The 11,866-nt window shown below is 70.8% G+C and carries 10 protein-coding genes and 1 pseudogene; 7 read left to right on the plus strand and 4 right to left on the minus strand.

Annotated features, from left to right (window positions below):
* Window positions 1–178 precede the first annotated feature (178 nt).
* The gene (locus ACTS11_RS00170) at window positions 179–433 is read right to left on the minus strand and encodes a hypothetical protein (protein ID WP_442638333.1); all 255 of its coding nucleotides are present in this window, start codon (window positions 431–433) and stop codon (window positions 179–181) included.
* 88 nt (window positions 434–521) lie between these two features.
* Here ACTS11_RS00170 and ACTS11_RS00175 point away from each other — a divergent pair, with 88 nt between their 5' ends.
* Window positions 522–1,103, plus strand: a complete 582-nt coding sequence (locus ACTS11_RS00175; RefSeq protein WP_442638334.1) for a TetR/AcrR family transcriptional regulator — start codon at window positions 522–524, stop codon at window positions 1,101–1,103.
* Window positions 1,104–1,270: 167 nt separating this feature from the next.
* On the opposite strand, the gene ACTS11_RS00180 is transcribed toward ACTS11_RS00175, so the two are convergent.
* Entirely contained in the window at window positions 1,271–2,305 is a 1,035-nt protein-coding gene (locus tag ACTS11_RS00180) for a fatty acid desaturase (RefSeq protein ID WP_442638335.1), read from the minus strand.
* Between the two features lie 169 nt (window positions 2,306–2,474).
* Entirely contained in the window at window positions 2,475–3,770 is a 1,296-nt protein-coding gene (gene glyA / locus ACTS11_RS00185) for a serine hydroxymethyltransferase (protein WP_442638336.1), read from the minus strand.
* Window positions 3,771–3,979: 209 nt separating this feature from the next.
* On the opposite strand from glyA, the gene ACTS11_RS00190 reads away from it, so the two are divergent.
* Together ACTS11_RS00190 and ACTS11_RS00195 are read left to right on the plus strand one after the other, a co-directional pair.
* Window positions 3,980–4,747 (plus strand): NAD kinase, encoded by a 768-nt coding sequence (locus ACTS11_RS00190; RefSeq protein ID WP_442638337.1) that lies wholly within the window; start codon window positions 3,980–3,982, stop codon window positions 4,745–4,747.
* Window positions 4,748–4,836: 89 nt separating this feature from the next.
* Complete coding sequence (locus ACTS11_RS00195; RefSeq protein WP_442638338.1) at window positions 4,837–7,116, plus strand: NADP-dependent malic enzyme; 2,280 nt, start codon at window positions 4,837–4,839, stop codon at window positions 7,114–7,116.
* A 218-nt stretch (window positions 7,117–7,334) separates the two neighbouring features.
* Here the strand turns inward: ACTS11_RS00195 and ACTS11_RS00200 are convergent, their stop codons facing one another.
* Complete coding sequence (locus ACTS11_RS00200; RefSeq protein ID WP_442638339.1) at window positions 7,335–7,589, minus strand: hypothetical protein; 255 nt, start codon at window positions 7,587–7,589, stop codon at window positions 7,335–7,337.
* Window positions 7,590–7,747: 158 nt separating this feature from the next.
* Here ACTS11_RS00200 and ACTS11_RS00205 point away from each other — a divergent pair, with 158 nt between their 5' ends.
* The 4 genes and pseudogenes from ACTS11_RS00205 to ACTS11_RS00220 all read left to right on the plus strand — a co-directional run.
* Window positions 7,748–9,646 carry a propionyl-CoA synthetase gene (locus ACTS11_RS00205; protein ID WP_442638340.1) on the plus strand — a complete coding sequence of 633 codons (1,899 nt, stop codon included), beginning with the start codon at window positions 7,748–7,750 and terminating at the stop codon, window positions 9,644–9,646.
* Window positions 9,647–9,723: 77 nt separating this feature from the next.
* Entirely contained in the window at window positions 9,724–11,232 is a 1,509-nt protein-coding gene (locus ACTS11_RS00210; protein ID WP_442638341.1) for a response regulator, read from the plus strand.
* An 84-nt stretch (window positions 11,233–11,316) separates the two neighbouring features.
* A complete protein-coding gene (locus ACTS11_RS00215) occupies window positions 11,317–11,730 on the plus strand; it encodes a cytidine deaminase (RefSeq protein WP_442638342.1) in 414 nt (137 codons plus the stop codon).
* A pseudogene (locus ACTS11_RS00220) lies at window positions 11,727–11,866 on the plus strand (thymidine phosphorylase); the annotation flags it as partial. The gene ACTS11_RS00215 and the pseudogene ACTS11_RS00220, both read left to right, overlap by 4 nt.

Below are 11,866 nucleotides of genomic sequence, written 5' to 3' on the forward strand. Positions count from 1 at the left end.
GAAGGGCGCGGCGCTGCAACGCGGGCCGCACGCGGCCGGTGCGCGCGGGGTCGGGACGGGCCCGGTCGGGATGGCGGGTTGCTGGTGCGTGGAAACCGGGCGCGTCCTGGCGCGAGCCCCGGGGCGGACCATTGCGCGGGCGGGCCTTGGCGCGGCGGAATCGCACGCGGCCCGGCGCTCAGAGCGGCATGGCCCGGAGCGCGGCGGCGCGGCGCCGCAGGTTCTCGGTCCGCGCCTCGAGGCTCTGGCCCTCGGGCGCCGCCTGCCGGGGCGGGGCGGCGTCGATGCCGGCGAGGAGGGGGCCGAGGGGGACGAGTTCGGGGAAGGGCGCGTCCGCCGCGGCCGCGATCCGCTGGTCGAGCGCGGGCACGTCCGGGCCGCAGGCGGCCAGGAGCGGCGCGGAGAGGATCGCGATGGCGGCGAGACGTCCCATGGCCGGAGGTAACCGCAGCCGCGCGCTCCTGTCCAGACGGCAGGGACGCCCCGGTTGAACTGAACGCGCGTTCAGATAATCTCGGGCCATGGCGCGCAAGCAGGGCAGTCACGGCGAGATCACGGGCCCCAAGGTGCGGGAGGCGGCGCTGCGCCTCTTCGCGCGGCACGGCTTCGCCGCCGTCTCGATGCGCCAGATCGCGGCCGAGGTGGGCGTGCAGGCGGGCGCGCTCTACCTCTACACCGCGGACAAGCAGACGCTGCTCTTCGAGCTGATGCGCGACCATCTGGAGGAGCTGCTGGCCGACTGGCGCGCACCCGAGGCGGGGCCGGAGGCGCAGCTCCAGGACTTCGTGCGCCACCACATCCGCTTCCACCTCGACCGGCCGGACCTCGTCTTCATCGCCTACATGGAACTGAGGAACCTCGAGCCCGCGAATTTCGCGGTGATCGAGGGGCTCAGGCGCGACTACGAGAACCGGCTCGAGGCGGTGCTGAAGGCGGGGCAGGCGGCGGGCGTCTTCGCGGTGCCGGACACCAAGCTCGCCACCATGGCGCTGATCGCCATGCTGACCGGCGTGACGACATGGTACCGGGAGGGCGGGCGGCTCGACCGGGCGGCGGTCGAGGAGGCCTATTGGGACATGGTGCGCAAGGCGGTCGCGGCCTGAGGGCGGGGGGGAGCGCGCCGGCTCGGGCCCCCGTGCGGAAGCCGCTCGCCGGCGCGCGGCTGCCGCGGGATGCGGCCGCCCCGGAGCGCTGTCCCGGGCGGTCGCGCGAAGGGTGGGGACGGGAGCCTCCGGCGGGAGTTTTCAGGCCAGGATGAAGATGCGGGCCGTCAGGCGTTCGTCGGCACCGGCGCGCTCCGCCGCGCGCGCGGGAAGGGCACAAGGCGCGCCTGCTCCTCGTCCCAGAGCTTGAGCGTGAAGGAGCGCAGCGCCTCGGGCCAGCGGATCGTCTGCACCTCGTAACGCGCGCGCAGCGCACGGTGGCATTTGCGCAGCCGGTACGAGGGGATGTTGGCGTTGAAGTGGTGGATGTCGTGATAGGCGATGTTGCCGGTGCCGAGATCCCACCACCAGCCGAGATCGAGCGCGGAGGAGCCCTGGAGCGCGGCGCGCGCCGGGTTGAGGTCGGGCTTCCGGTCCCACCAGGTGTCCTCGAAATTGTGCTGGAGGTAGACGAGGAAGACGCCGATGCAGCCCGCGACGAAGACGGTGCCCGCGTAGACGATCAGGCCCGGCGCGCCGGCCAGCGACCAGATCGCGAAGAGCCAGGCCGCGATGCCGAGATTGTGCGCGATGACGCCCTTCGCGTCGATCCGCCCCGCGTTCTTCGGCCAGCGGTAGACGAGCACGTAGGTCAGGAGCCCGCCCACCGGGATCATCAGGAGCGGGTTGCGGTAGAGCCGGTAGTGGAGCCGCGTCCAGAAGCCGGCCTCCTCCCACTCGCGGAGCGTCATCGTGTAGATCTCGGTCGTGTGCCGCTCGTCGAGATTGCCGAGGTGGGAGTGGTGTTCGTTGTGGTTGAACTGCATGACCCGGTAGGGCGTCAGCGTGAAGACGCTGAGCCCGTGGCCCGCGAGGTCGTTCAGCCGCTTGGTCGAGTAGAGCGAGCCGTGCCCGCAATCGTGCTGGAGCACGTAGAGCCGGACGCCCGCGAAGGCGTTGACCACCACCAGCGGCACGACGAGCCACCAGGTCGGCCAGGCCTGCAGCGCCAGCCAGAGGGTGAAGAAGTAGACCGCGAAGGTGCCGAAGTAGCTGGCGCTCGCGATGCGGTCGTCGCGCGAAGTCCAGTCGCGCGTGAATGCCCGGATCTCCCGCTCGGCTTCCCGGCGGTAGCCCGGCGTGATCTCCGGACGGGTGTGCAAGTCAGCGTTCATGGCCCCACGCTCGCGCAAGCCGGTCGTTCCCCCGGCGCGGTTCCTCCGTGACCCACATCTGGGATTCCCCGCACCGCCCGTAAAGTGCCACGGCGCAACACTTCCCGCAAGAATGCGGCGCCGCGGCATCGGGTTTGGGCGGATCCTCTCCGGGGCGTCAGAGCCGGGGATAGACCGGGAAGCGGCCGCAGAGCTCGAGAACCTCGGACGCGACCTTGGCCTCGACGGCGCCGTTGTCCTCCCCGCCGTTCGCTGCGAGGCCGTCCACCACCTCGGCGATCCAGTCGCCGATCCGGCGGAATTCCGTCTCGCCGAAGCCGCGCGTGGTGCCCGCGGGCGAGCCCAGGCGGATGCCGCTGGTGATCGTCGGCTTCTCGGTGTCGAAGGGGATGCCGTTCTTGTTGCAGGTGATGTGCGCGCGGCCGAGCGCCTTCTCGGTGGCGTTGCCCTTCACGCCCTTGGGGCGCAGGTCGACGAGCATCAGGTGCGTGTCGGTGCCGCCGGTGACGATGTCGAGCCCGCCCTTCATGAGCTGGTCGGCGAGCGCACGGGCGTTCGCGATCACCTGCGCCTGGTAATCCTTGAATTCCGGGCGGAGCGCCTCGCCGAAGGCCACCGCCTTGGCGGCGATGACATGCATCAGCGGGCCGCCCTGGATGCCGGGGAAGATCGCCGAGTTGACCTTCTTGGCGATGTCCTCGTCGTTCGTCAGGATCATGCCGCCGCGCGGTCCGCGCAGGGTCTTGTGCGTCGTCGTCGTGGCGACATGGGCGTGCGGGAAGGGCGAGGGGTAATGGCCCGAGGCGACGAGCCCCGCGAAATGGGCCATGTCCACCAGAAGGTAGGCGCCCACGCTGTCGGCGATCTCGCGCATCTTGGCGAAGTCGATGATCCGCGGGATGGCCGAGCCGCCCGCGATCAGCATCTTCGGCCTGTGCTCGCCCGCCAGCGCCGCGATCTGGTCGTAGTCGATCTCGAGGTCCTGGCGGCGGACGCCGTACTGGATGGCGTTGAACCACTTGCCCGACTGGTTGGGCTTCGCGCCGTGGGTCAGGTGCCCGCCCGCATCGAGGCTCATGCCGAGGATCGTGTCGCCGGGCTGCAGGAGCGCGGTGAAGACGCCCTGGTTGGCCTGGCTGCCCGAGTTCGGCTGCACGTTCGCGAAGCCGCAGGAGAAGAGCTGCTTCGCCCGCTCGATCGCCAGCGTCTCGGCGATGTCGACGTAGTCGCAGCCGCCGTAGTAGCGCTTGCCCGGGTAGCCCTCGGCGTACTTGTTCGTCATCACCGAGCCCTGCGCCTCCATCACGGCGGCGGAGACGATGTTCTCCGAGGCGATCAGCTCGATCTCGTCGCGCTGGCGGCCGAGTTCCTTGCGGATGGCGCCGAAGATCTCGGGGTCGCGGGTCTCGAGGCTCTCGGTGAAGAAACCGGTATCGCGGTGGGGGGCGTTCATGGGGCTCCTCCTCGGGGATGGGGCGGGCGCGGGGCCGGGTGACGTTGGCTGACGCATTTATGGCAAAGGCCCCCCCGAGGAAAGGACGGAAAGCGGCGCTTGCGCCCGCTGCGGCGACGGGGCGCCGCCGATCGAGGATTGAGTTTCCGATGGGCGCGCGCGAATGTCGGCCAGGGACAGCTTGCCAGACACGAAGGGGGAGGGCGCCGATGCCCGCGGCCCGCAACATCGCCTTCCTCGCCTCCGACACGCCGCTCGCGCAGGAGGCGAAGGCCCGGCTCGAGGCGCGCTACGGCGCCCATGCCCCCGAGGAGGCCGACGTGATCGTGGCGCTCGGCGGCGACGGCTTCATGCTGTCGACGCTGCATGCCACGCAGGAGATCGAGGCGCCGGTCTACGGGATGAACCGCGGCACGGTCGGCTTCCTGATGAACGGCTACCGCGAGGACGACCTGGTGGAGCGTCTCGAGGCGGCGGAGGAGGAGGTGCTGAACCCGCTCCACATGAAGGCCGTGCGCGTCGACGGCTCGGTGCAGGAGGCGCTCGCCATCAACGAGGTGAGCCTGCTGCGCGCGGGGCCGCAGGCGGCGAAGCTGCGCATCTACGTCGACGGGCGCCTGCGCATGGAGGAACTGGTCTGCGACGGCGCGCTGGTCTGCACGCCTGCGGGATCGACCGCCTACAACTACTCCGCCCACGGGCCGATCCTGCCCATCGGGGCGGACGTGCTGGCCGTCACCGCGGTCGCGGCCTTCCGGCCCCGGCGCTGGCGCGGCGCGCTCCTGCCCAAGACCGCGCTGGTGCGCCTCGAGGTGATCGAGGCCGACAAGCGCCCGGTGATGGCGGATGCCGACAGCCGTTCGGTCCGCGACGTGGCCTCGGTCGAGATCCGGACGGAACCGGACGTGCGGCACCGCATCCTCTTCGACCCCGGCCACGGCCTCGAGGAGCGGCTGATCCGGGAGCAATTCGTCTGACGGCTGCGGCGGCCCTGCGGCGCGCGGACGCGCTGGAGGCTTCCGCAGGGTTAGTTTAAGGCTAAACCAGTTTCCGAGCGAGGGCCGGGATGAGCGACGAGAAGACCGAGAGCCTGCGTTCCGCCGCGCTCTTCTACCACGAGTACCCGAAGCCCGGGAAACTCGAGATCCGCGCGACCAAGCCGCTGGCCAACGGGCGCGACCTGACGCGCGCCTATTCGCCCGGCGTGGCCGAGGCGAGCCTTGAAATCAAGGCCGATCCGGGCAACGCCGCGCGCTACACCTCGCGCGGGAACCTCGTCGCGGTCATCTCGAACGGCACCGCGGTCCTCGGCCTCGGCAACATCGGCGCGCTGGCCGCCAAGCCCGTGATGGAGGGCAAGGCCGTCCTCTTCAAGAAGTTCGCCAACATCGACTGCTTCGACATCGAGATCGCCGAGCAGGACCCCGAGAAGCTCGCCGAGATCGTCTGCGCGCTGGAGCCGACCTTCGGCGCGGTGAACCTCGAGGACATCAAGGCGCCCGATTGTTTCGTCGTTGAACGGATCTGCCGCGAGCGGATGAACATCCCCGTCTTCCACGACGACCAGCACGGCACCGCCATCGTCGTGGGGGCGGCGGCCACCAACGCGCTCCGCATCGCGGGCAAGTCTTTCGAGGACATCAAGGTGGTCTCCACGGGCGGCGGCGCGGCGGGGATCGCCTGCCTCAACATGCTCCTCAAGCTCGGCGTGAAGCGCGAGAACGTCTGGCTCTGCGACATCCACGGCCTCGTCCATGCGGGCCGTGAGGTGGACATGAACCCGCAGAAGGCGGCCTATGCGCAGGCAACCGACCTGCGCACGCTCGGCGAGGTCATCGACGGCGCGGACCTCTTCCTCGGGCTCTCGGGGCCGGGCGTCCTGACGCCGGAGATGGTCGCGCAGATGGCCGACCGGCCCATCGTCTTCGCGCTCGCCAACCCCAACCCCGAGATCCAGCCCGACGCGGTCCGCTCGGTCGCGCCCGACGCCATCATCGCCACGGGGCGGAGCGATTTTCCGAACCAGGTCAACAACGTCCTGTGCTTCCCCTTCATCTTCCGCGGCGCGCTCGACGTCGGCGCGACGGAGATCAACGACGAGATGCAGATCGCCTGCATCGAGGGGATCGCCGCGCTCGCGCGCGCCACGACCAGCGCCGAGGCGGCGGCCGCCTACCAGGGCGAGCAGCTGACCTTCGGGCCGGACTACCTGATCCCCAAGCCCTTCGATCCCCGCCTCATCGCCGTCGTGGCCAGCGCGGTGGCCGAGGCCGCGATGGCCTCGGGCGTCGCCACGCGCCCGATCGAGGACATGGCGGCCTACCGGGCCAAGCTCAACCAGTCGGTCTTCCGCTCGGCCCTCATCATGCGGCCGGTCTTCGAGGCGGCGGCCACCACGACGCGGCGCATCGTCTTCTGCGAGGGAGAGGACGAGCGCGTGCTGCGCGCCGCGCAGGCGATGCTCGAGGAGACGACGGACACCCCCATCCTCATCGGCCGCCCCGAGGTGATCGAGCGCCGGGCGGAACGGGCCGGCCTGACGATCCGGCCCTCGGTCGACTTCGAGCTGGTGAACCCCGAGAACGACCCGCGCTACCGCGACTACTGGGGCACCTACCATTCGGTGATGCAGCGCCGCGGCGTGACGCCCGACCTCGCCCGCGCGATCATGCGCACCAACACCACCGCCATCGGCGCGGTCATGGTGCATCGCGGCGAGGCCGACAGCCTCATCTGCGGCACCTTCGGCCAGTATCTCTGGCACCTCAACTACGTCACGCAACTCCTTGAGACGAAGGATCTTCGCCCCACGGCCGCGCTCAGCCTCATCATCCTCGAGGACGGGCCGCTCTTCGTCGCGGACACCCATGTCCACGCCGTGCCGACGCCCGAGCAGATCGCCCAGACGGTCATCGCGACGGCCCGCCACGTGAAGCGCTTCGGGGTCGAGCCCAAGATCGCGCTCTGCTCGGGCAGCCAGTTCGGCAACCTCGACAGCGACAGCGGCATCCGGATGCGTGCGGCGCTCGAGATCCTCGACGCGGTGCCGCGCGGCTTCGCCTACGAGGGCGAGATGCACGCCGACAGCGCGCTCGATGCGGAACTCCGCGCCCGCATCTTCCCGCAGTCGCGCCTGGAAGGGCCGGCCAACGCGCTGGTCTTCGCTTCGACCGATGCGGCAGGCGCGACGCGCAACATCCTGAAGATGAAGGCGAACGGGCTGGAGGTCGGGCCGATCCTCATGGGCATGGGCAACCGCGCCCATATCGTGACGCCCGCGATCACGCCGCGCGGCCTCCTGAACATCTCGGCGCTCGCCGGAACACCGGTCAGCCTCTACGGCTGAGGCATGGCCCGCGCCGGGAGGCCGATCCCCGGCGCGGACCTGTGCATCACTTGCCGGGCTTGCCGCCGCCGGCTTTCTTCGGGGTCGCCTTCTTGTCGCCCATGGCCGTCCTCCCTTGCGGATGGGCGGGCCCCATGCCCGCCGCGCGAGGAATCGGAACGCCCGCGCCGCGAGTCGCGCAAGCGCGACCGCGATCGTTTCAGGCGATGTGATCCGCCTCAGCCGAGGGTGATGCGGACGAGCGTGACCAGCATCAGCGCCGCCGCCGTCAGCGCGGCGATGATCAGCGCGGGATAGCCCCAGATCAGCACGGCCGAGGCGACGGCCGCGACCACGCCGAGAATCGCGGCGAAGGTGTTGTCGACCGGGCCCTCGACGACCTCGCGGGCCATCCGGCCGATAAGGGGCAGGCGGTAGGTGACATGGCGGGTGATCCAGCGCTCGCGCGCCGGGCCGTCGGGGATTGCGGTCATCATCTTCTCCTGTTCGCTGCAGTGCAGATAGCGCGTTCGCCGCGTCGCAGAAGGGTCCGTTCTGTCGCAGGCGCGGGGCACCTGCGGCAATGTCGCCTAATTGCGCAGGGAGCCGGCAAAGCGATAGAAAATTGCGCAATCGACGGAGGGGACAACCTATGGGATATGCCGAGGTCTATCGCGCGGCGCAGGAGGACCCGGAGGGGTTCTGGCTCGAGGCCGCGAAGGGAATCGACTGGGACGAGGCGCCGACGCGCGCGCTCTCCGACGACAGGGCGCCCCTCTACGAGTGGTTCGCGGACGGAAGGCTCAACGGCTGCTGGAACGCCGTCGACCGGCACGTCGAGGCGGGCCACGGCGACCGCCTCGCCATCATCCACGACAGCCCGCTGACGGGCACGACGCACAAGATCACATACCGCGAGCTCCAGACGCGGGTGGCGAGCCTCGCGGGGGCGCTGAAGGCCAGGGGCGTCACGAAAGGCGACCGCGTCATCATCTACATGCCGATGGTGCCCGAGGCGCTGGAGGCGATGCTGGCCTGCGCGCGGCTCGGCGCGATCCACTCCGTCGTCTTCGGCGGCTTCGCGGCGAACGAACTCGCCGTGCGGATCGACGACTGCACGCCCAAGTGCATCATCGCCGCCTCCTGCGGGATCGAGCCGGGGCGCGTGGTGCACTACAAGCCGCTCCTCGACGGCGCGCTCGACATCGCGAAGCACCGGCCGGAGTTCTGCGTGATCTTCCAGCGCGAGCAGGAGGTGGCGCATCTCGAGGAGGGCAGGGACCTCGACTGGCACGCCTTCCAGTACGGCGTCGAGCCCGCCGCGTGCGTGCCGGTCGAGGGCAACCACCCGGCCTACATCCTCTACACCTCCGGCACGACCGGACAGCCCAAGGGCGTGGTGCGGCACACGGCCGGGCATCTCGTCGCGCTCAACTGGTCGATGCGCAATCTCTACGACATGAACCCGGGCGAGGTCTTCTGGGCCGCCTCGGACGTCGGCTGGGTCGTGGGGCATTCCTACATCTGCTACGGGCCGCTCACCTTCGGCTGCACCACGATCGTCTTCGAGGGCAAGCCCGTGGGCACGCCCGACGCGGGCACGTTCTGGCGGGTGATCCGCGACCACAAGGTGAAGTGCCTCTTCACCGCGCCGACCGCCTTCCGCGCGATCAAGCGCGAGGATCCGGGCGGCGCGCTCGTCTCGGACTATGACCTGTCGAGCCTCGAGACCCTGTTCCTCGCGGGCGAGCGGGCGGACCCCGACACGATCGAATGGGCGCAGGAGACGCTGGGCGTCCCGGTCATCGATCACTGGTGGCAGACCGAGACGGGCTGGGCCATCGCGGGCAACCCGATGGGAATCGAGAGGCTCCCGGTGAAGATCGGCAGCCCCTCGGTCGCGATGCCGGGCTACGACGTGCGCATCCTGGACGAGGGCGGGCATACGATGAAACCCGGGGAACTGGGCGCCATCGCCGTGAAGCTGCCGCTGCCGCCCGGCACGCTGCCCACGCTCTGGAACGCGGAGGACCGTTTCCGCAAGGCCTACCTCACCCACTTCCCCGGCTACTACGAGACGGGCGACGCGGGCATGATCGACGAGGACGGATACCTCTACATCATGGCGCGCACCGACGACGTCATCAACGTGGCGGGCCACCGGCTGTCCACCGGCGGGATGGAGGAGGTCCTGGCCTCGCACAAGGACGTGGCCGAATGCGCGGTCATCGGCGTCTCCGACCCGCTCAAGGGGCAGTTGCCGATGGGTTTCCTCTGCCTCAACCGGGGTGCCACGACCCCGCCCGAGCAGGTGGTCGCGGACTGCGTCAAGCTCGTGCGCGACCGGATCGGTCCCGTGGCGGCCTTCAAGCTCGCCGTGGTGGTCGACCGCCTTCCCAAGACGCGGTCGGGCAAGATCCTGCGCGCCACGATGGTCAAGATCGCCGATGGCAAGACCTTCAGGACGCCCGCCACGATCGACGATCCGAAGATCCTCGACGAGATCGCCGAGGCCGTGCGCGCGGTCGGATACGGGGCCGCGAAAGCGTGATCGCTCTCCGGCTTGGCAGCCGGGGACGCGCGGTGGTATCCTTTGCGTCGACAAGAGTTACGTACGAGTGTTGCGAGATGCATGACGGGGCCAAGCCGGACGACGGAGCATCGGATGGTGTCGGCCCCGCCGGGCGGGCGCGGACGCTGGAGCTCTTCGGCCACGACATCCGTTCGGCGGTGTCGGACGTGGTGGGCGGCCTCCGTCTCATCGACACGCGCAGGCTCGACCCCGATACCGTGACCCAGCTCGAGCGGGTGCGGGCCGCGGGCGACTCGCTGGCGGCGATGGTCGATTCCGCCCTGATGGCCGCGACGGGCGAAACGCTCGTCATGGCCCCCGCCGCGGGCGTGGACCTGGCCGGTCTTCTCGACACCTTGCGGCGGCGCTGGACCGGCCGCGCCGCCGAGTTCGGCTCCAGCTTCGAGATCGTGACGGAGGGCGACCTGCCGGCGCGCATCCGGGCGCCGTCGATCGCGCTCGAGCGGATCGTCTGCAACCTGATCGCCAACGCCATGCGACACGGTCTCGGGGCGCCGGTGCGTCTCGGGGTGACGGTCGGGGCGGACGGCGGACTGACGCTCGAGGTCGCCGACGGGGGGCCGGGCTTCGTCGCGGGGCCCGCCGCGCCGACGGGCCGGCAGGGCCTCGGGCTCAAGATCGCGCGCGAGCTTTCCGCGCAGATCGGCGCCGAGTTCTCCATCGGCAACGGCGGGCCGCTCGGCGGCGCGGTCGCGCGCCTCGTCCTGCCCGAGAGCCGCCTCGACCGGAGCCTGGCCGACCCGCCTCTGCCGCGCCCCGACCTTTCGGACCTCGACATCCTCGTGGCGGAGGACAACCTGACCAACCAGGCGATCCTGCGCGGAATGCTGGAGCAGATGGGCGCGCGGCCGGTCTTCGCATCGGACGGGGCCGAGGCGCTCGAGGCGCTCGACACACAGGGCTTCGACATCGCGCTCGTGGACATCGAGATGCCGCGCGTTTCGGGGCTCGAGGTCATGCGGGCGGTGCGCCAGCGCAGCGACACGGCCGCCACGATGCCGCTCGTGGCGCTGACCGCCTACGTGCTGCGCGACAACCGCGAGGCGATCTACGCCGCGGGCGCGGACGGGATCATCGGCAAGCCCGTCGCCTCCGCCGAGGAATTCGGCCGCGCGATCCTGCGCCATGCCGGCCGGCCCGCCGGCCTGCCCGAGCCCGAGGACGTGCTGGCGGGCGACACCGACGACGAGGCCTTCGGCGTGAAGATGGACGAGGGCCGCCTCGACGCGCTGCTCGAGGCCGCCGGACCCGACGACATGCGCGATCTGCTGGCCCGGCTGGACGAGGACCTGCGCTCGGTCCGGACGCTGCTCGAGGCGGGGGTGCGCCGGCGCTCGGTGCCGCTCATCCGGGAGCAGACGCATATCCTGATCGCGCTGTCCGGGGCGGTCGGCGCCGACCGGCTCTGCCGCCTGGCGGAGGTGCTGAACATCGCGGCCAAGCGCAAGCGGCTCGGCGATCTCGCCGCGCTCCACGCGCCCTGCCGCCGCGATCTCGACGATCTCATCGCGCTGATCGCCGAACGCTCCGCCGATCTCGGCTGACGCGCGGCGGCCCTGAGGCTTGCGCTCCTGACCGGCCCGGCACAGACTGCGCCAAGTCCCTGACGAAGCGGAGACCTGCCCGACATGCCAGACGACCTGATAGCCGCCGCCGATGAGGTCCGGCGCATGGCCTATGCGCCCTATTCCGGCTTCCAGGTGGGGGCGGCGATCCGCGCCGAGGGCGGGCGCGTGCATGTCGGGTGCAACGTCGAGAACGTGGCCTATCCCGAGGGCACCTGCGCCGAGGCGGGCGCCATCGCCGCGATGGTCGCGGCGGGTGACACGCGGATCGCCGAGGTCGCCGTGATCGCGGACGCGCCCGCGCCGGTCCCGCCCTGCGGCGGCTGCCGCCAGAAGCTGGCCGAGTTCGCGGGTTCGGAGGTGCGCGTGACCATGGCCACCGCCGACGGGCAGCGCCTGACCATGACGGTGGCCGAGCTTCTGCCCGGCCGCTTCGACGCGGGCTACATGAACCGCGCCACGCCCGGCGCGCCATGACGACCGCGCGCGGCATTCTCGCCAAGCTCCGCGACGGCGACCGCGTGACGGAGGCCGAGCTCTTCTGGTTCGCCGAGGGCCTGGCGAGCGGCGCCGTGACAGACGCGCAGGCCGGCGCCTTCGCCATGGCGGTCTG

This window comes from Roseicyclus sp. (genome assembly GCF_052168335.1).
In the GTDB taxonomy this organism is placed as follows: Bacteria; Pseudomonadota; Alphaproteobacteria; order Rhodobacterales; family Rhodobacteraceae; genus Roseibacterium.

Excerpts from the sequence above, each read along its gene's own strand:
- ACTS11_RS00195 (WP_442638338.1), top strand. The coding sequence starts at position 4,837 with ATGAGCGACGAGAAGACCGAGAGCCTGCGTTCCGCCGCGCTCTTCTAC.
- ACTS11_RS00205 (WP_442638340.1), top strand. The coding sequence starts at position 7,748 with ATGGGATATGCCGAGGTCTATCGCGCGGCGCAGGAGGACCCGGAGGGG.
- ACTS11_RS00170 (WP_442638333.1), bottom strand. The coding sequence starts at position 433 with ATGGGACGTCTCGCCGCCATCGCGATCCTCTCCGCGCCGCTCCTGGCC.
- ACTS11_RS00200 (WP_442638339.1), bottom strand. The coding sequence starts at position 7,589 with ATGACCGCAATCCCCGACGGCCCGGCGCGCGAGCGCTGGATCACCCGC.
- ACTS11_RS00190 (WP_442638337.1), top strand. The coding sequence starts at position 3,980 with ATGCCCGCGGCCCGCAACATCGCCTTCCTCGCCTCCGACACGCCGCTC.
- glyA (WP_442638336.1), bottom strand. The coding sequence starts at position 3,770 with ATGAACGCCCCCCACCGCGATACCGGTTTCTTCACCGAGAGCCTCGAG.
- ACTS11_RS00215 (WP_442638342.1), top strand. The coding sequence starts at position 11,317 with ATGCCAGACGACCTGATAGCCGCCGCCGATGAGGTCCGGCGCATGGCC.
- ACTS11_RS00175 (WP_442638334.1), top strand. The coding sequence starts at position 522 with ATGGCGCGCAAGCAGGGCAGTCACGGCGAGATCACGGGCCCCAAGGTG.
- ACTS11_RS00210 (WP_442638341.1), top strand. The coding sequence starts at position 9,724 with ATGCATGACGGGGCCAAGCCGGACGACGGAGCATCGGATGGTGTCGGC.